This window comes from Mesorhizobium sp. WSM4810, assembly GCF_055811235.1.
In genome coordinates, this window is the sequence record NZ_JBVVQV010000004.1 from 40,369 (window position 1) to 59,193 (window position 18,825).

The 18,825-nt window shown below is 62.9% G+C and carries 15 protein-coding genes and 1 pseudogene; 12 read left to right on the plus strand and 4 right to left on the minus strand.

Annotation, left to right across the window (positions count from 1 at the left end):
- Positions 1-103 precede the first annotated feature (103 nt).
- The 4 genes from hflC to AC0L3O_RS07445 all read left to right on the plus strand — a co-directional run bounded on the left by hflC (position 104) and on the right by AC0L3O_RS07445 (position 3,237).
- Positions 104-1,081 (plus strand): protease modulator HflC, encoded by a 978-nt coding sequence (hflC, locus tag AC0L3O_RS07430; protein ID WP_023798793.1) that lies wholly within the window; start codon positions 104-106, stop codon positions 1,079-1,081.
- 155 nt (positions 1,082-1,236) lie between these two features.
- On the plus strand, positions 1,237-1,377 hold the full coding sequence (locus AC0L3O_RS07435) for a DUF2065 domain-containing protein (protein ID WP_236473681.1): 141 nt from the start codon (positions 1,237-1,239) through the stop codon (positions 1,375-1,377).
- Between the two features lie 138 nt (positions 1,378-1,515).
- Complete coding sequence (locus AC0L3O_RS07440; protein ID WP_023798795.1) at positions 1,516-3,030, plus strand: DegQ family serine endoprotease; 1,515 nt, start codon at positions 1,516-1,518, stop codon at positions 3,028-3,030.
- 75 nt (positions 3,031-3,105) lie between these two features.
- A complete protein-coding gene (locus tag AC0L3O_RS07445) occupies positions 3,106-3,237 on the plus strand; it encodes a hypothetical protein (RefSeq protein WP_280807523.1) in 132 nt (43 codons plus the stop codon).
- Between the two features lie 16 nt (positions 3,238-3,253).
- Here the strand turns inward: AC0L3O_RS07445 and AC0L3O_RS07450 are convergent, their stop codons facing one another.
- Together AC0L3O_RS07450 and serB are read right to left on the minus strand one after the other, a co-directional pair.
- Positions 3,254-3,817, minus strand: a complete 564-nt coding sequence (locus tag AC0L3O_RS07450; protein WP_287176587.1) for a GNAT family N-acetyltransferase — start codon at positions 3,815-3,817, stop codon at positions 3,254-3,256.
- Positions 3,814-4,701 carry a phosphoserine phosphatase SerB gene (serB, locus tag AC0L3O_RS07455; protein ID WP_287176588.1) on the minus strand — a complete coding sequence of 296 codons (888 nt, stop codon included), beginning with the start codon at positions 4,699-4,701 and terminating at the stop codon, positions 3,814-3,816. The genes AC0L3O_RS07450 and serB overlap by 4 nt, the downstream gene beginning before the upstream one ends.
- On the opposite strand from serB, the gene miaA reads away from it, so the two are divergent.
- Both miaA and AC0L3O_RS07465 read left to right on the plus strand, forming a co-directional pair.
- Positions 4,691-5,683 (plus strand): tRNA (adenosine(37)-N6)-dimethylallyltransferase MiaA, encoded by a 993-nt coding sequence (gene miaA, locus AC0L3O_RS07460; protein WP_473615397.1) that lies wholly within the window; start codon positions 4,691-4,693, stop codon positions 5,681-5,683. The genes serB and miaA overlap by 11 nt on opposite strands.
- A 103-nt stretch (positions 5,684-5,786) precedes the next feature.
- On the plus strand, positions 5,787-6,578 hold the full coding sequence (locus tag AC0L3O_RS07465) for a GGDEF domain-containing protein (protein WP_023798799.1): 792 nt from the start codon (positions 5,787-5,789) through the stop codon (positions 6,576-6,578).
- Between the two features lie 216 nt (positions 6,579-6,794).
- Here AC0L3O_RS07465 and AC0L3O_RS07470 read toward each other — a convergent pair whose 3' ends face one another.
- Both AC0L3O_RS07470 and AC0L3O_RS07475 read right to left on the minus strand, forming a co-directional pair.
- Positions 6,795-8,633 carry an ATP-binding protein gene (locus AC0L3O_RS07470; protein ID WP_473615398.1) on the minus strand — a complete coding sequence of 613 codons (1,839 nt, stop codon included), beginning with the start codon at positions 8,631-8,633 and terminating at the stop codon, positions 6,795-6,797.
- A gap of 160 nt (positions 8,634-8,793) precedes the next feature.
- Positions 8,794-10,596 (minus strand): NAD(P)-binding domain-containing protein, encoded by a 1,803-nt coding sequence (locus AC0L3O_RS07475; protein WP_473534252.1) that lies wholly within the window; start codon positions 10,594-10,596, stop codon positions 8,794-8,796.
- A gap of 138 nt (positions 10,597-10,734) precedes the next feature.
- Between AC0L3O_RS07475 and AC0L3O_RS07480 the strand changes: the two genes are divergently transcribed.
- The 6 genes and pseudogenes from AC0L3O_RS07480 to AC0L3O_RS07505 all read left to right on the plus strand — a co-directional run bounded on the left by AC0L3O_RS07480 (position 10,735) and on the right by AC0L3O_RS07505 (position 18,800).
- A complete protein-coding gene (locus tag AC0L3O_RS07480) occupies positions 10,735-10,935 on the plus strand; it encodes a hypothetical protein (protein ID WP_091594240.1) in 201 nt (66 codons plus the stop codon).
- Positions 10,936-11,055: 120 nt separating this feature from the next.
- Positions 11,056-12,837 (plus strand): acetolactate synthase 3 large subunit, encoded by a 1,782-nt coding sequence (locus AC0L3O_RS07485; RefSeq protein ID WP_287290879.1) that lies wholly within the window; start codon positions 11,056-11,058, stop codon positions 12,835-12,837.
- Between the two features lie 86 nt (positions 12,838-12,923).
- Positions 12,924-13,499, plus strand: coding sequence for an acetolactate synthase small subunit (gene ilvN / locus AC0L3O_RS07490; RefSeq protein WP_091594244.1), 576 nt, complete (start codon positions 12,924-12,926; stop codon positions 13,497-13,499).
- Positions 13,500-13,645: 146 nt separating this feature from the next.
- The gene (locus tag AC0L3O_RS07495) at positions 13,646-14,242 is read left to right on the plus strand and encodes a LysE family translocator (RefSeq protein ID WP_473615263.1); all 597 of its coding nucleotides are present in this window, start codon (positions 13,646-13,648) and stop codon (positions 14,240-14,242) included.
- A 166-nt stretch (positions 14,243-14,408) separates the two neighbouring features.
- Positions 14,409-15,641, plus strand: coding sequence for an efflux RND transporter periplasmic adaptor subunit (locus AC0L3O_RS07500; protein ID WP_473615265.1), 1,233 nt, complete (start codon positions 14,409-14,411; stop codon positions 15,639-15,641).
- Positions 15,638-18,800 (plus strand): annotated as a pseudogene (locus AC0L3O_RS07505) (efflux RND transporter permease subunit). Before AC0L3O_RS07500 ends, AC0L3O_RS07505 begins: the two are co-directional and overlap by 4 nt.
- Positions 18,801-18,825 lie beyond the last annotated feature (25 nt).

The window sequence follows — 18,825 nt, forward strand, 5'->3', positions numbered from 1 at the left end:
AAAACCCCCCCGCCCGGGGGGGTTCACCATCCCCCCCCGGCCCGCTTTCCCCCCCCCGGGCGCGGGCGCGGCCCCGGGCGCCGGTGCTGGGAGGAAACCAGTGATGGCCAACCGTCTTCCCATCATCGCCGTCATCGCCGCGGTCGTCCTGTTCCTGCTCTATTCGTCGGTCTTCGTTGTCAATGCGCGCCAGCAGGCACTGGTGCTCAGGTTCGGCGAGATCGTCGACGTCAAGAGCCAGCCGGGCATCTATTTCAAGGCGCCGTTCGCCTTCTTCGATGCCGACAGCGTGCAGTTGATCGAAAACAGGGTGCTGCGCTTCGACCTCGACAACATCCGCGTCCAGGTTTCGGGCGGCAAGTTTTATGAGGTCGACGCCTTCATCGCCTATCGGATCTCGGATCCGCGCGTGTTTCGCTCCGCGGTGTCCGGCCAGATCGAGCTGGCCGAGGCACGCTTGAGGACGCGTCTCGACGCCGCCTTGCGCCGTGTCTACGGTCTGCGCGATTTCGAGGCGGCGCTCTCGGAAGAGCGAGCCGTGATGATGCGCGAAGTGCGCGATCAGCTGAGGCCCGACGCCACGTCGCTCGGCCTGCAGATCGAGGATGTCCGCATTCGCCGGACCGATTTGACGGCGGAAGTCTCGCAACAGACATATGACCGCATGAAGGCTGAGCGTCTGGCCGAAGCCGAGCGGCTGCGGGCGCGCGGCAACGAGGCGGCGCAGCGCATCAGGGCGCGCGCCGACCGCGAAGTGGTGGAGATCGTCGCCGAGGCACGGAGAGAGTCTGAAATCCTGCGCGGTGAAGGTGAAGCTCAACGCAGCGCCACCTTCGCGAACGCCTACCAGCGCGATCCAGCCTTCTTCGACTTTTACCGGTCGATGAATGCCTACGGCACGGCGCTGAACAGTACCGGGACGACGATGGTGCTGTCGCCGAATTCGGACTTCTTCCGTTTCTTCCGCAATCCCGCCGGCGCGGACACGCCGGCAGCGCCGGCTGCACCGGCAGCGCCTGGGCCAGCAGCTGTGCCCCGTGCACCCGCTGCACCGACAGCGCAGCCAGGCACCGGTCAGTAACGGCCGGTGCAGGACTTTCTGGCGGCAATAGGCCTGGTTCTCGCGCATGACCCCGAAAATCGGAATCGATTTTCGGAAAGGATCATGCGCCAAATCAAAGTGCTACAGCGTCCTTTGCGCGTCCAAAGGACGCGCGGCGCTGTAGTGTCGAGGGCCTGGTCTATGGCGGCTTTCCCGGTCTCGCCAAGAAACTTGCCGGCGAGGTTCTGTCGATGCCGGAAAATACGCTGCGGGTCGCCGGGCTGATTGCAATCGCCGTTGGTGTCGGGCTCGTCTGGCTGGTGCGTGGTGGATGACGATGATTTCGGGATAACGGAGGATTTATCCTCCGCCGATAGCCATAGCCGCAAACGTGCCGTATTTCTTGCCAACATGGCTCGACGCAGCGTTTTCGGCGAGCGCTTTTCTTCTCAGAGACACCGGGAGACTTCTCGATGACATCCAACAGCTTTTTGCGCGCGGCGAGGCGGACATTCACCGCGGGTGCTGCAGCACTTCTTATCGGCGTCGCTACCGTCCCGTCGCTGGTGGCGCCCGCGGCCGCCGACGACGGCCCGGCTTCGGTCGCCGATCTGGCGCAGGGCCTGCTCGGCGCCGTGGTCAATATATCGACCTCGCAGAGGGTCAAGGGCACGGAAGGCCCCGGCGCGGTGCCGATGCCGCAGCTTCCAGAGGGCTCGCCCTTCCAGGACTTCTTCGACGATTTCTTCAAGAACCGTCCCGGCGAACAGGGCAACCCCTCGCAAAAGGTGCAGTCGCTGGGCTCAGGCTTCGTGGTCGACGCCGAGCAGGGCATCGTGGTGACGAATAACCACGTAATCGCCGATGCCGACGACATCGAGGTGAATTTCTCCGACGGCGTGACGCTGAAGGCGACGCTGGTCGGCACCGACACCAAGACCGACGTGGCGGTGCTGAAGGTCGATCCGAAAGGGCACAAGCTGACGGCGGTGAAATTCGGCGATTCCAGCAAGATGCGCGTCGGTGACTGGGTGATGGCGATCGGCAATCCGTTCGGCCTCGGCGGCACCGTGACGGTCGGCATCGTCTCGGCCCGCAACCGCGACATCAATTCCGGCCCCTATGACGATTTCATCCAGACCGATGCCGCGATCAACCGCGGCAATTCCGGCGGGCCGCTGTTCAACAGCGCCGGCGAGGTGATCGGCATCAACACGGCGATCATATCGCCGTCCGGCGGCTCGATCGGCATCGGCTTTTCCATCCCCTCGCAGCTGGCGTTGGGAGTCGTCGACCAGCTCCGTCAGTTCGGCGAGACGCGGCGCGGCTGGCTCGGTGTGCGCATCCAGCCGGTGACGGACGACATTGCCGAGAGCCTCGGCATGGCGACCGCCAAGGGCGCGCTGGTCGCCGGCGTCATCAAGGGCGGGCCTGTCGACAACGGCACCATTCTGGCGGGCGACGTCATCATCAAGTTCGACGGCAGGGACGTCAATGAAATGCGCGACCTGCCACGCGTCGTCGCGGAGAGCACGGTCGGCAAGGCTGTCGACGTGGTCATCGTGCGCAAGGGCGTCGAGCAGACCGTGAAGGTGACGCTTGGCCGGCTCGAAGATGGCGAAAAGCTTGCCAGCGGCGAGAACGGCAATACCGACAAGGACACCGGCGACGAGGCGCCTGCCGTTTCGACGGCGTCCGTGCTCGGCATGACCGTTGGCGACCTCAACGACGAGACGCGGACGAAATTCGGTATTGCCGCCGAAGTCTCCGGCGTCGTCATCACTGAAGTCGCCAAGGATTCAGCCGCTGCCGAACGCGGCATCCAGGCCGGCGAGGTGATCACCGAGATCGCGCAGGAATCGGTCGCCACGCCCAAGGATGTCATGGACCGGATTGCTGCGTTGAAGGAGCAGGGACGCAAGAATGCGCTGCTGATGCTGGCGTCGAAGAGCGGCGAATTGCGGTTTGTGACGATCCGGATGGACTGAGTCCCGGAGGCGCGTGCTGATGGTGTGTCGCTGAACCAGTGGATCGCGTCGGCCGTGTCGCAAAAGGTTGGAGCCATGGAGACAGCGGCTGATTTCCTGCGCCGACGGGCTGGTGATGCATCGGGCGACGATTTCGCGAAAGTGCTCGATCGGGTCGGCGCAAAAGCGCCGCAGCCCGGCGACGAGCTTCCGTTTGACAAGCGCTGATCAGGGTCGGCACTGATCAGCGCCGATTTTTCTGCCAATCCTTGGCTGTCAGCCTGTAGAACACATGCCGCTTGAGCCTGGCGTGGCTGTCCGGAATGCCGGGGTGGTCGAAATCGCTGGTCGGGTCGGCGGTCATGCCCAGGCGTTCCATGACGGCAGTGGACCGGCTGTTATCCCTGACGGCGAAAGAAACGATTTCCTTGAGGCCAAGCGTTTCGAAGCCATAGGCGAGCCAGGCTTCGGCTGCCTCGGTGACATAGCCATGGCCCCAGAATTCGGGCGCCAGCCGCCAGCCGATCTCGACGGTGCCGGCCGGAAGGAACGGCAAATGATCGGTGTCGAGGAGGCCGACGAAGCCGATGCATTGGCGCGTTTCAATTATCTCGGCGGCAGCGAAACCGTAGCCATCCTCGGCAATCCAGGCGCGGAACTCGTCCATCTTGGCGTCGGCCTGCGCGCGGTCGCGGCGAAACGGAAAGAACTCCATGACGCGCTCGTCGGAGTTGATGCGGTAGAAGAGGTCGCGGTCGCGATCCTCCCAGTTGCGCAGGATCAGGCGCTCGGTGCGGATTGGCGTCACTCCACAAACTCCTCCCGCCGGTAGCCCTGCAGATAGAGAAGCGCGGTCAGGTCGCCATGGTCGATGCGGAATTTTGCCTCCGCCGCCACGACATGCTTGGCATGAAGCGCGACACCGGTGCCGGCAAGGCGGATCATGTCGAGGTCGTTGGCGCCATCGCCGACAGCAATGGCGTCGGCGGTCGTCAGCCCGAGGCGCGCCGAAATCTCGAGCAGCGCATCGGCCTTGGCGGCGCGCCCCAGGATCGGCTCGGCGACCAGCCCGGTGAAGCGGCCATCCTGCTCGATCAGGCGGTTGGCGCGATTCTCCTGAAAGCCGAGCATGCCGCCGATGCGTGAGGTGAAGACGTTGAAGCCACCCGACACGAGTGCAGTCCAAGCGCCGTTGGCCCGCATGGTCTGGACAAGCGCGCGGCCACCGGAAGCCAGCGTCAGGCGATTGGCGATGATGCGGTCGACCACGGCAGTGTCGAGGCCTTTCAGCAGCGCCACCCGCTCGCGCAAGGCCGGCTCGAAAGCGATCTCGCCATTCATCGATCGCGCCGTGATGGCGGCGACGTAATCCTTGACGCCGATCTCGTCGGCGAGTTCGTCGATGCACTCCTGGTCGATAACAGTCGAATCCATATCGGCGATAAGGATTTTCTTTCGCCTGCCCTCGGGCCGCTGAACGATCACGTCAACCGGTTCGGGTGCAAGCACGGCGCGCAGGCTGGCGGTCGTTTCAGCGGCTTCGGCCGTCTCGGGCAGGGCGAATTCACAGGCGATGCCTTCGGCCAGCCAGCGAACAGTGCTTGCGCCGACCGACCGCGACGCCATATTCGCAAGCGCCGGCGACAATGCGCGACCGGCGGGATGGGATACAAGCGTGGCGATCAGCGGCATAAAAAATTCCGGCGGGCAGGCGAGCGAGGGCCGCGTTAAGAACGCGATCCTGATAGCCGGGCCGACCGCCAGCGGCAAGTCCGCCCTTGCGCTCGCCCTCGCCGAGCGCAAGGGCGGAGTCATCGTCAACACCGATTCGATGCAGGTCTATTCGGTGCTCGACGTGCTGACGGCGCGGCCGACTGCTGCCGAACTCGCTCGCGTCTCGCATTTCCTCTACGGACATGTCCATCCCTCCACCGCCTATTCCACTGGCGCCTGGCTGCGCGACGTGATGAATCTCATCGACGACGGCGCGTTCGTCGAACGTCCGGTCGGCACGTTCTTCGAACGGCCGGTGATTTTCGTCGGCGGCACCGGGCTTTATTTCCGGGCGCTTGCGGAGGGCATTTCGGAAATGCCCGACATTCCGCAGTCGATCCGTGATCGCTGGCGCTACGAACTCCAGGAGCAGGGCGCAGCCAAGCTGCACCGTATCCTGCTGCGCAGGGATTCTGCAGCCGGCATGATGCTGAAGCCGACCGACGGCCAGCGCATCGTGCGGGCGCTGGAGGTGCTCGACGCATCGGGCCGTTCCATCCTGGAATGGCAGGCGGCGCGCGGCCGTCCACTGATCGACAGAGCCAGCACGCGCTTCCTTGTGATCGAGCCGGACCGAGCGGAGCTGGTGGAGCGGATCGAGGCGCGGTTCGACCGCATGCTGGAGAAGGGCGCCCTCGACGAGGTCACGCAGATCACCGATCTTGGCCTCGATCCCGACTTGCCTGCGATGAAAGCCATCGGCGTTCGCGAACTCCAGGCCGCAATGGCCGGCGAGCTGAGTTTTCCCGAAGCGATCGAGCGCGCGAAGATCGCGACGCGACAGTATGCCAAGCGCCAGGCGACCTGGTTCAGGCATCAGTTGGGTCCGGAATGGCTGAGATTGCGCCCTGGTGATCGTGTGGAATCCACGATCTTGGATACCTTTTCGAGTGCAACCTGAAAAGTTGACTTTAAGGGAAGACCTCCCGTTGAAGTTGTCCTAATTAACCCTCCGTAAGGCCGTCGATGCCATAACGTCTTTAGGGTTTTGCAACGGGGAGCAGATGCGTTTTCACAAGGCGGAATCAGCCTTTTTCGTCTTCATCTTCGTAATCCTGGCCGCCGGCCTGGTGACGCTTCACGCCTATGGGCTTCTGCAGGCGCTCGCGGCGGAGATCACTACGCCTGCCGCGATTGAGAAGACCACTTATCTCAACAAGCTGTTGTTTGGGACCGGCGTCCTTTTGGCGACTGCCCTGTTCTTCGGGATTTTCTTCATCTACCCGCTGATCCGCAAGCAGGCGACGGAAGAAGGCAAGCTGCGCGCCATGACGGTTTCGCTCAGCGCCCGTTCGGAAACGCTGGAGCATGCGGCGCTGACCGACGGCCTGACCGGCATGCAGAACCGGCGTTATTTCGACGATGCACTGAAGGAATATCTCGAGGAATTCCGTCGCATCGACAAGCCGGTCGGGCTGATGATCCTTGATCTCGACCATTTCAAGCAGGTCAACGACACCCACGGCCATGATGTCGGTGACCAGGTGTTGCGGGCGGTCGCCAGTTGTCTCAAGGACATGACACGCTATCACGACGTGGTGGCGCGCCTGGGTGGTGAGGAGTTCGCGGTGGTCACGCCCAACATGGATGCCGAACTGCTGTCCAGGTTCGCCGAGCGCATCCGCAAGGCGATCGCCAACATGTCGATACTATCGGGCAATGTCCGGCTGAAGATCACCACCAGCGTCGGCCTTGCCATCTGGGACCGCAAGGAAACCGCCGAAGAGTTCTATCGCCGCGCCGACCGCCAGCTCTACGAAGCCAAGAGGCAAGGCCGCAACCGCGTCTGCGCCTGAAATCCCGGAGAAGAATTCATGAGGCCGGCCGACTGACGCAGCTTTCTCGACTTCCGGTGCTCATGGACTCAAATGTCCACTCCGCGCCGGGTTCTCGAAAGCCACGTCATTCGATCCGGCCTGATGAATTCCCTTCCGGGATTTGCCCTGGTTTCCTAGGGTGACATAGTTTTAACTTTGGAAGCGCCTTAGCCTCACAGGCTAAAGCCGCCCGGCTCAATCGTTCTGCGAGCGCAGGCCGAAGGTTGCGGGTTTCAGGCCATAACGCATGTCGAAATCGTCGTCCGGCTGGGCGCGTGCGACAGTCGGGGCGGGCGGCTTGCGATAGTCGGGATCGCCGGCCTGCCGGCTCGAATCCACGACTTCGGCGAAGACCATCGCCTGCTGCGGTTTTGGAACGTTGCGAAGCCTTTCGACGATCGCCACCAGATCGACATCATGGCCAAGCTCGGACGGCAAGGCTTCCTCGCGCTTGGCTGTGCCCGGGATCAGGCCATCGGACAGTTTTTCGAATTTCATTCGCATGGTCGTCGCCACGCCTTCACCAAAGGCGATGGCTTCGCGCTGGCCCATCGAAGACAGGAACGCCAGTGTCGAGGCCGAGGAATCGGCGATCGCCGAGCGGATGATCGCCTGGTCCTGCTCGTTGGCGAGCCGCATCGCAAAAAAGGTCGAGCACTGCGACAGGATGGTGGGGTCGAGTTCGCCCGGGCGCTGTGTGACGATGCCGAGATAACAACCATATTTGCGGCCTTCCTTGGCGATGCGCGACAGCGCGTGCCGGGTCGGCGCGAAACCAAGGCGCGGATCGGCCGGCATGTAGCGGTGCGCTTCCTCGCACAGCAAAAGCAGCCGCAGCCGGCCTTCGCTCCACAGCGCCAGGTCGAAGGCCAGACGCGCCAGCACCGAGCAGACGGAATTGACCACTTCCGAAGGCATGCCTGCCATCTCGAAGCAGGTCACCGGGCGGCCGTGATGCGGCACGCGGAAGATGTTGCCGATCGTCTCGTGGATGGTGTCCTCGATCAGCCGCGAGTTGAACATGAAGCGGTAGCGCGGATCGGAGGCTGCCGATTCGATGCGCGTCTTCAGCGATTTGAGGGTGGGGCGGTCGTTCTTGCTTTCCAGCAGTCCCATGCGCTCGTCGATCTGCTTGATGAGATCGACAATGCGATAGGGCACCGGCGTGTCCGCGGTCAGCGCATCGCTGCCGCGCCTGAGATACGTGCCCGAATTCGGGTTGCGATAAAGGTTTTTGGCCGCGGGAATAAGATCGCGCAAGGCGTCCACCTCTTCCGGCACGATCTCTCGACCGCGAAACAGCACTTCGGCAAACTCCTCGAGCTTGAACATCCAGAAGGGCAGGTCCAGCGTCGCCGAATCGACCCTGACGCAGTGCTCTGGCAAGGACGCGGCGAACTCGTTGTGCGGATCGAGGATGAGAACGCGCAGGTCGGGTCGAGCGGCGATCGACTTGCGCAAAAGCAGCGAGACGGCGGTGGATTTGCCGACGCCGGTGGTGCCGACAATGGCGAAATGGCGCGCCAGCGTGTCGTCGATAGCGATGTTGGCGTCGATCTCCTCATCCTGTGACAGCGTGCCGATGGTGATCGAGTGACGCCCGGCCAGGTCATAGACCGCCTGCAGGTCGCGGCTGCGGATGCGGTGGGCAATGGCGCCGATATGTGGATAGGTGGTGATACCGCGGTCGAAAACCGGTTTGGCGCCGGGCTCGGCGCCGTCGCGCACCTCGCCGATGAGCTCGATACTGACCTCGATCGGGTTCTGGCCCTCATCGTGCCAGGCGCGATCCGACTTGCCGACCGCGTAGACCAGCCCGACGGTTCGCGTGTTGCCAAGGTTGATGGAGATCATCTTGCCGACGCTCCAATGGCCGGTGACCGTGCCTAGGATGTCGGCGGCATGGGCGCTGATGGTGGCGCGCGCGCCGTCGCACTGGACGACATTGCCCAGAACGCGCTTGTCGCTCTGCTCCGCCTTGCGGCGCTCCTGCAATGTCGGCTCTCCAACGGAGGCGTCGCGGTCGACGAACATGGACAGGCTGTTCCCCATTTCCCTTTTCCATTTTCCCCAAGGCGATCGACCTTACGCCGACGCGGTTAAGGGGGGATGAGGTCGGATGGTGTAGGGACGATTAAGCCGGTCGCGAAAATTGAACCGACCGGCGGCGAGTCCCGGCGACAGCCTCGATCGTCTATCCTGTGTGATGGACCTGCTGCAGCCCGTAGACCGGCGTCGCGATGCCCTCGTGCCGCGCTTTCAACTGCAGCGACAGGAACTGCGAATAGTGGCGTGACTGGTGCAGATTGCCGCCGTGGAACCAGAGCGCTTCCTGTTGCGTCGGCTTCCACATGTTGCGCTGCTCGCCCTCCCAGGGACCGGGATCCTTGGTGGTGTTCGAGCCGAGCCCCCAGCATTTCCCGACTTTGTCGGCGACCTCTTTCGAGATCAGCTCTGCCGCCCAGCCGTTCATCGAACCGTAGCCGGTGGCATAGACGACGACATCGGCCGGCAGCTCGGTGCCGTCGCTGAGCAGGACCGAATGTTCCTTGATCTCGGTCACGTCGACGCCGCTCTTCAGCTTGATGGCGCCGTCGATGATCAGCTGGGAGGCGCCGATATCGATATAGTAGCCGGAACCGCGCCTGAGATATTTCATGAACAGGCCCGAACCGTCGTCGCCCCAGTCGAGCATGAAGCCAGCTCTTTCCAGGCCCTCGTAGAAGGCGGCATCACGCTCCTTCATCTTCTCGTAGAGCGGGATCTGGAATTCGTGCAGGATCTTGTAGGGCAGCGAGGCGAAGATGAGATCGGCCTTGGCCGTGGTCATGCCGTTTTGCACGGCCTGCTCCGAATAGAGGGCTCCGAGCCCGATATCCATCAGCGTGTCGGATCTGACGATGTGCGTGGTCGATCGCTGCACCATGGTGACGTCGACGCCGGCTTCCCAGAGTGCGGCGCAGATATCATGCGCGGAATTGTTCGACCCGATGACGACGACTTTCTTGCCAGCGTAGCTGTCTGGACCGGGATGTTTCGAGGAATGGTGCTGATCGCCCTTGAAATTCTCCATGCCTTTGAACTGCGGGATGTTGGGCCGGCCCGACATGCCGGTGGCCAGCACCAGCTGCTTCGGCTTCAGCGTGATGTCCTTGCCGTTGCGACGGACGACGACCGTCCATTCCTTCTTCTGATCGTCATAGGTGGCGCTCTTGGCCTGCGTGGAGGACCAATAGTTCAGCTCCATGACCTTGGTGTACATTTCCAGCCAGTCGCCGATCTTGTCCTTGGGCGAGAAGACCGGCCAGTTCCGAGGAAAGTCGATATAGGGCAGATGGTCATACCAGACCGGATCGTGCAGGCAGAGCGACTTGTAACGCTTGCGCCATGAATCGCCGGCACGCTCGTTCTTCTCGACGATAATGGTCGGCACGCCGAGCTGCCTCAGCCGGGCACCGAGCGCGATGCCGCCCTGGCCGCCGCCGATGATCAGCGTGTTGGGCTGATTGACAAAGCCGAGTTCGGCGGCTTCCTTCTCGCGCTCCTCCTTCCAGGTTGGCCGGTTTTTGCCGTGACCGTGCTTGGCACCCATCGGCCGGGCGAAGCCGGCGGGTTCCTCGTGGTCCTTCAGCTCGACCATGGTGGTGAGCAGCGTCCAGATCTTGCCGTTCCTCAGCCTGATATGGCCGAAGCCGCGCGCAACCTCCGTTTCGAAACTGATCCAGCCTTCGAGCAGCCCATCGCTCTCCGTGGCGTCTTCGCCTTTCGCAAGCGCCCAGTTCGATGGCTTTATCGTCGCCAACTGGCTCATCAGCATATCGCGGACCTGGTCGCGACCTTCCATGGTCTTGATGTTCCAGGTGAAGGTCACCAGGTCGCGCCAGTAGCAGTCTTCCTGAAAGCACCCGACCGAGCGGTCGATGTCGCCGGCGGCGAGCGCTGCGCTGAATTGGTCGAGCACGTCGGATAGTTTCTTGGCTGGGGCCTTGTCGAGCATCAAACTTCCTCCCGTGAAGTGCTGGTCGTCATCGCGGCTTGCTGGCCCCTCCCAGGCCGGTCGACCGGAGTATCGCGGCAAACGGCGTGCCGCGTCACGTCGTCAAATAGTTTGGCGCGGTTTCAATGGCTTATCTGGATGATCGCGGACACTGATCCTGCCGGCGATCATGCGGAACGGTGGTTCGAGGCGATGGGTGCAACCGGGCTGCCTGGCCCGAACCGTCTGGCGTCTTTCATATTCGCCGTTGACAGCGGCGCAAAACCAATTCTATTGTCCGCCACCATGAAAACGGCACTCATTCTCGTAGTAGGAAAGCGTGTGGGCAAGGCGGTGTAACCGCCGGGCGAAAACCCCCCATGCGCAAGACACAGGCTCCCTCGGGGGCCTTTTTTATTGCCCGAAACACGACTAAACGACCAGCAATCGCCCGATGGCGGACAATACGGGACCAGACCGATGAGCAGTGGACAGAACGAACGGCGCGAAATGACCGGAGCCGAAATGGTGGTGCAGGCGCTGAAGGACAACGGCGTCAAGCATGTCTTCGGCTATCCGGGCGGCGCAGTTCTCCCGATCTATGATGAAATCTTCCAACAGGACGAGGTCGAGCACATCCTCGTCCGTCACGAGCAGGGTGCCGGTCATGCGGCGGAGGGCTATGCGCGGTCGACCGGCAAGGCCGGCGTCATGCTGGTGACATCGGGGCCGGGCGCCACCAACGCGGTCACGCCGCTGCAGGATGCGCTGATGGATTCGATCCCGCTGGTCTGCCTGACCGGTCAGGTGCCGACCTCGCTGATCGGCTCGGATGCGTTCCAGGAGTGCGACACGATCGGCATCACGCGGCCCTGCACCAAGCACAATTGGCTGGTGAAGGATGTCAACGAGCTCGCGGCGATCATCCATGAGGCCTTTCACGTCGCGACAACAGGACGCCCCGGTCCGGTCGTCGTCGATATCCCGAAGGACGTGCAGTTCGCCAAGGGCACCTATGTGCCGCCGCAGACGGCGCCGCGCACGAGCTATCAGCCCAAGGTCCAGGGCGACCTGGATAAGATCAAGGCGGCGGTCGAGCTGATGGCCAACGCGAAAAGGCCGATCCTCTATACCGGCGGCGGTGTCATCAATTCCGGCCCGGAAGCCAGCCATTTGCTGCGCGAACTGGTCGACCTGACCGGCTTCCCGATAACCTCGACGCTGATGGGCCTTGGCGCCTATCCGGCTTCGGGCAAGAACTGGATGGGCATGCTCGGCATGCACGGCACCTATGAAGCAAACATGGCGATGCATGATTGCGACGTCATGGTCTGCATCGGCGCGCGCTTCGACGACCGCATCACCGGCCGGCTCAGCGCGTTCTCGCCGAATTCGAAAAAGATCCATATCGACATCGATCCGTCGTCGATCAACAAGAACGTCCACACCGATGTGCCCATTATCGGCGATGTCGGCCGGGTTCTGGAGGATCTGGTGCGGCTGTGGCGGGCCACCGCCAGGGCCGACAAGAAGGCGCTGCACCCGTGGTGGGAGCAGATCGCGAAATGGCGGGCGCGGGATTCGCTTGCCTACAAGATGAACCACGACGTTATCATGCCGCAATATGCCGTCCAACGGCTCTATGCGCTGACCAAGGACATGGACACCTACATCACCACCGAGGTCGGCCAGCACCAGATGTGGGCGGCGCAGCACTATCATTTCGAGAAGCCGAACCGCTGGATGACCTCCGGCGGGCTCGGCACGATGGGCTACGGCCTGCCGGCGGCGCTCGGCGTGCAGATTGCGCACCCGGATGCGCTGGTCATCGACATTGCCGGTGACGCCTCGGTGCAGATGACGATGCAGGAGATGAGCGCCGCGGTGCAGCACGAGGCGCCGATCAAGATCTTCATCCTCAACAATCAGTACATGGGCATGGTGCGGCAGTGGCAGCAGCTTCTGCACGGCAACCGGCTGTCGCATTCCTACACCGAAGCGATGCCGGATTTCGTCAAGCTCGCCGAAGCCTATGGCGGCCATGGCATCCGCTGCGAGAAGCCGGACGAACTGGACGACGCCATCAAGGAGATGATCTCGGTGAAGAAGCCGGTGATCTTCGACTGTCGGGTCGCCACGCTTGCCAACTGCTTCCCGATGATCCCGTCGGGCAAGGCGCATAACGAGATGCTGCTGCCGGACGAGGCGACCGACGAGGCGGTGGCCAATGCCATCGACGCCAAGGGCAGGGAACTGGTGTAACCCCTGTCGTCCGAGCCGAGGCAGGGCTGTCGGAAGCCGTGTGGAAACAGAAAAACAGCTCAAAGTTTGAAATCGAGATTCATGTCATGAACGCACAGCACCTTCAACCCACCGGTTCCGCCTACTTCATCGCCAAGGAGACGGAAAGACCGGAGATCCACACGCTTTCCGTGCTGGTCGACAATGAGCCGGGCGTGCTTGCCCGGGTCATCGGCCTGTTTTCCGGACGCGGCTACAATATCGAGAGCCTGACCGTTTCCGAAACCGAGCACGAGAAGCATCTGTCGCGCATCACCATCGTGACGCGCGGCACGCCGCATGTGCTGGAGCAGATCAAGCACCAGCTCGAGCGCATCGTGCCGGTGCACCGTGTCGTCGACCTCACCGTGCGCTCGCACGAACTCGGCCAGGAACGGCCGCTGGAGCGGGAACTCGCGCTGGTGAAAGTGGCCGGCACCGGCGAGGGCCGCGTCGAGGCGCTGAGGCTGGCCGATGCCTTCCGCGCCAGCGTCATCGACGCCAACACCGAGCATTTCATCTTCGAGATCACCGGCAAAGGCTCCAAGATCGACCAGTTCATCGCCATCATGAAACCGCTCGGCCTGGTCGAAATCTGCCGCACCGGCGTGGCGGCGATGAATCGCGGCCCGCAGGGGATGTGATCATCCGGCGCTTTGGGCCCAGTGCTCTGGCACCGCCTGTATTTATTCTGCTTGATCCTGACCTTCTGGCCCGGCTGCCGCCGAGAGGTGGCCTTTGTGCGTCTGAGGTAAAAGGACAATATTGCTGACCTGCCTGGGAGAAGCCAATGACCATCGATGCCTTCCTTGCCCTGCTGGTCTATGCCTTCGTGACTTCGATCACGCCGGGCCCGAACAACTTCATGCTTCTGGCTTCCGGCGTGAATTTCGGTTTTGCCAAAACCATTCCGCACATGCTGGGCATCAGCATCGGCTTCCTCGTGCTGTTGCTTGCCGTCGGCTTCGGTCTTGGCGCGGTTCTGATCGCGTTTCCGGTTCTCGACACCGCATTGAAGATCGCTGGCAGTGCTTATCTGCTCTATCTCGCCTGGAAGATCGCCATGTCGCGTTCGCTCAGCAGCAAGGGCGAGACCAAGGCGCGACCGATGCGCTTCATCGATGCGGCAGCGTTCCAGTGGGTCAATCCCAAGGCGTGGGTGATGGCGATCACCGCCATGGCCGTCTATGCCGTTCCGGAGCATCCGTTTCTATCGGTGGCGCTGGTTTCGATAGCCTTCACCGTCGTCAACCTGCCGAGCGTTTCGGTGTGGGCAGGTTTCGGCACGGCGCTGCGCGGTTTTCTCTCGGACCCGGTGCGGCTGAAATGGTTCAACATCGCCATGGGCGTGCTGCTGGCAGCGACACTGTGGCCGATGCTGCGGTAGCTGCCGCTTTATTGTGCACTGCACATTAAATCTTCGTAATCCCGGGTTTTGGCCCTTTTTTGCCCTCGGCGCCCTCTATCTATTTGGTGAAACCGCAGCACGAGGCTGCGAGTTATACCAGACATGACCACCGAACCACGGCGTGTCGGATGGAAGGTCTTTGACGATGCGTGGAAAGATCGTGCTTGCGATGCTTGCGGTCGTCTGCCTTGTCACGGCTGGGCTCTATCTTTCGCCCGCGGCAACGGACAAGTTCCGGCAGATGCTGTCAGCGGGTCAGGCGGCGCCTGACAAACCGGCGGCCGCCGCGAATGCCGCACGTGCGACCGCGGTGGTTGCCGCCACCGCTTCGACGGCCGACTTCCCGATCCGGCGCTACGCCATCGGCTTTGTATCCTCGCCCGCCGTGGTCAGCGTGAATGCGCGGACCTCGAGCCAGATCACATCGATCGCTGTCAAGGACGGGCAGATGGTGAAGGCCGGCGACCTTCTGTTCTCGCTGGACGACCGCGCGCTGAAGGCGCAACTGGCTCGTGACCAGGCGACGCTCGCCAACGACCAGGCGCTGCTTGCCAGTGCGACGGCCGATCTTGAGCGTGCCAAGGCTCTTGTCGCCAGGCAGGCCGGCACGCAGCAGACCTATGACCAGGCGATCGCCGCGCAGAAGTCCGCTGCGGCCACGGTCGATGCCGACAGGGCGACGATCGAAGCGGACGAGGTCCAACTCGGCTTTGCCACGATCACGGCGCCGATTTCCGGCAGGCTGGGTTCGGTCAACGTCGCTATCGGCGATCTCGTCACCACCAACAGCGGCAGCAGCACGTCGACCCCGCTGGTGACCATCACCCAGATGGACCCGCTGCGGGTGAACTTCAATCTTCCGGAAAGCGATCTTGCCCTTTTGCACAAGGCGCTGGCGGCGCCAGGGCAAGGCGCAGTCACGCTGACCAGGGACGGCGACCCGACACCGATTGGCAAGGGGACCCTCGATTTCGTCGATTCCAGCGTCGACACCGCCTCCGGCACGATCGCAGCGCGGGCCAGCGTGCCCAACCCCGATCTTTCGCTGTGGCCGGGCCAGTATGTCAATGTCGTGCTCGATGCCGGCATCATGCCGCAAATGACCTCGGTTCCCACGGTTGCGGTCCAGCCAAGCCAGAAGGGGCCGTTCGTCTATGTGATCAAGCCCGACAACACGGTGGAGGTGCGGCCCGTGCAGATCGCACTGACCGAAGGCGACAACAGCGCCATCGGCGAGGGGCTGAAAAGCGGCGAAAATGTCGTCGTCGAGGGCCAGGCAAAGCTGAAGGACGGCGCGCCGGTCCGCGAAGGCGATGCCGTTGATCGGGCGCCTCCCAGGGTTGCCGAGGCTGGCAAGGCGGGCGGGACGCGGCCATGATCTCCGAATTCTGCATCCGCAGACCTGTCGCCACCCTGCTCATGTCGTTTGCGCTCGTGCTGGGCGGGCTGTTCGCTTACAAGTTCCTGCCGGTGGCCGCTCTGCCGAGCGCCGAGTTTCCGGTGGTCAATGTCTCGGCCTCGCTGCCCGGCGCCTCGCCGGAAACCATGGCGACCTCGGTGGCAACGCCGCTGATCAAGCAGTTCACCACCATCGCCGGCATCGATTCGATCTCGACCACCAACGCGCTCGGCTCGACCTCGATCGCCATCCAGTTCGTGCTCAACCGCGATATCGATGCGGCCGCGGCCGACGTGCAGGCGGCGATCGCGCGAACGCAGCGGCAATTGCCGCCCGAGATGACCAGCCGCCGAGCTATCGCAAGGTCAATCCGGCCGATGCGCCGATCCTGCTGATGTCGCTGGTCAGCGACACGGTTCCGCTGACCGATCTCGATGCCTTTGCCGAGAATGTGATCTCGCCGTCGCTGTCGACGATCGAAGGCGTGGCGCAGGTCTCGATCTTCGGCCAGCAGAAATACGCGGTGCGCGTCCAGATCGATCCGACGGCGCTCGCTGCACGCGGTATCTCGATCGACCAGCTGCAGACGGCGATCGCCTCGGCCAACAGCAACACGCCACTCGGCGTGCTGCAGAACGACAAGCAGCAGCTGACGATCACCGCCAACACGCAGTTGAACAACGCGGCGGGATTTTCCAACATCATCATTGCCACCAGGAACGGCCGTCCGGTGCGGCTCGGCGAGGTGACCCGCGTCATCGATTCGGTCGAGACCACGACGACGGCAAGCTGGTACGACGGCACCCGCGCGATCATTATGGCGGTGCAGCGTCAGCCCGATGCCAACACCGTCGACGTTGTCGACCGGGTCAAGGCGATGCTGCCGTCCTTCCAGGATCAGATGCCGGCGGCGGCCAGCATCCGGTTGCTCAACGACCGCTCGACGTCGATCCGCGAGGCGGTCGACGACGTGCAGTTCACGCTGCTGCTCACCATCGCGCTGGTGGTGATGGTGATCTTCCTGTTCCTGCGCCGGGTAACGGCGACGATCATCCCGGCGGTGGCGGTGCCGATCTCGCTGATCGCCACGCTCGGCGCCATGTTCCTGTTCGGCTTTTCCATCGACAACATCTCGCTGATGGGGCTGACGCTGGCGGTCGGCCTTGTCGTCGACGACGCGATCGTCATGCTGGAGAACATTTTTCGCCACATGGAGGAGGAGGGACTCTCGGCCTTCGACGCGGCACTCAAGGGTGCGCGCGAAATCGGCTTCACCATTATTTCGATCTCGATCTCGCTGGTCGCGGTGTTCATCCCCGTGCTTTTGATGGGCGGCGTGATCGGGCGCATCTTCAACGAATTCGCGGTGGTGGTGACGGTCGCCATCCTAGCCTCGATGTTCGTGTCGCTGACGCTGACGCCGATGCTGTGCTCGCGGCTCTTGTCGGTTTCGAGGGCTGAGCGCGAAGCAGCGCAGGGCGAAGGTCACAGGCACAATTTCTTCATGCGGGGTTATGACTGGCTGCTGACAGTTTGCCTGCGGCACAGGTTCCTGGTTCTTCTCGTCTTCATTGGGACGGCCGCACTGTCGGCCTGGCTGATCCAGACCTCGCCGAAGGGCTTCTTTCCGCAGGAGGATATCGGCCAGATTTCGGTGACGACCACCGCGCGCCAGGACATCTCGTTCGACGCCATGGTGAAGCTGCAGGGGCAAGTGGCTGATGTCTTTACCATTCACCCTATGTCTCGCATGTTGGGTGGTCGGTGGGCAGCGGCGACAACGCACTCAACCAGGGCCGGCTCTATGTGCAATTGAAGGACAAGGACCAGCGCCCCGATATCGACAAGGTGCTCTCGGATCTGCGGCGGCAGCTGGCCAATGTCCCCGGCATCGAGACCTTCATGCAGCCGGTGCAGAACCTGCGGCTCGGCGCGCGCGCTTCGGCCAGCGCCTATCAACTCGTCGTGCAGGGCCTCGACATCGGCGCGGCGGACAACTGGGCGCAGAAGCTCACCGACGTGATGGCCGCCGACCGTAGCGCCTTCACCGACGTCACCAATGACTTGCAGAACAACGCCCTGCAGGCGTCGCTGGTGGTCGACCGCGACAAGGCGGCGACGCTCGGCGTCGACACCGATACGTTGCGCTCCAGCCTCTATGGCGGTTTCGGCACCGAGCAGGTCTCGACTATCTTCGGTTCGGCCGACAGCTACGAGGTGATCATGGAGCTCGACCCGAGGATCGAGTGGTCGCCAGAAAGGATGCTGGCGATCAAGGTAAGGACGGCCAGCGGCAGCCTGGTGCCGCTCGGCGCCTTTGCCCGCGTCGATCGGACCGCCGGCGCCTTGACCGTCAATCAGCTCGGCCAGCTTCCGGCGGTGACCATTTCCTACAACCTGCCGCAGGGCGTCGCGCTCGGCGACAGCGTGAGCCGCATCGATGCGCTGAAGGAGAAGATCGGCATGCCGGCGACGATCTCGACCACTTTTTCGGGCACGGCGAAAACTTTTCAGGATTCGCTTGCGAACCAGGGCCTGCTGATCGCCGGCGCGATCCTGACCATCTATATCGTCCTCGGCATCCTCTACGAGAGTTTTATCCATCCGCTCACCATCCTGACTGGACTGCCGTCGGCGGTGCTCGGCGCGCTTGTTGCAGTGCGGCTTGCGGGGATGGACCTGTCGGTGATTGCGGTCATCGGTATCCTGATGCTGATCGGCATCGTCAAGAAGAACGGCATCATGATGATCGACGTCGCGCTCGAACTCAGGCGCGAGGGGATGTTGCCGCTCGAGTCCATTCACAAGGCCTGCCTGATGCGTTTCCGGCCGATCATGATGACGACGCTGGCGGCATTGATGGGCACGATCCCGATCGCGCTCGGCACCGGCGCCAGCGCCGAATTGCGCCAGCCGCTCGGCGTGGCGGTGGTCGGCGGCCTCGTTGCTTCGCAAGCGCTGACGCTGTTCGTCACGCCGGTCATCTATGTCTACATGGAGCATTTTTCGGGCTGGCTTGTCGGGCTGTGGCCGAAGCGCCGGGACGAGCAGCCACCGGTCGAAGCCGTCGACCAGCCGTCGTTGTTCGAAAACGGAGAAGTGTTGCAGGGCGAGCCGCACAAGGCGGCGGCCGAATAGAAGCCGACGGGCTGGCCCAAGCCGT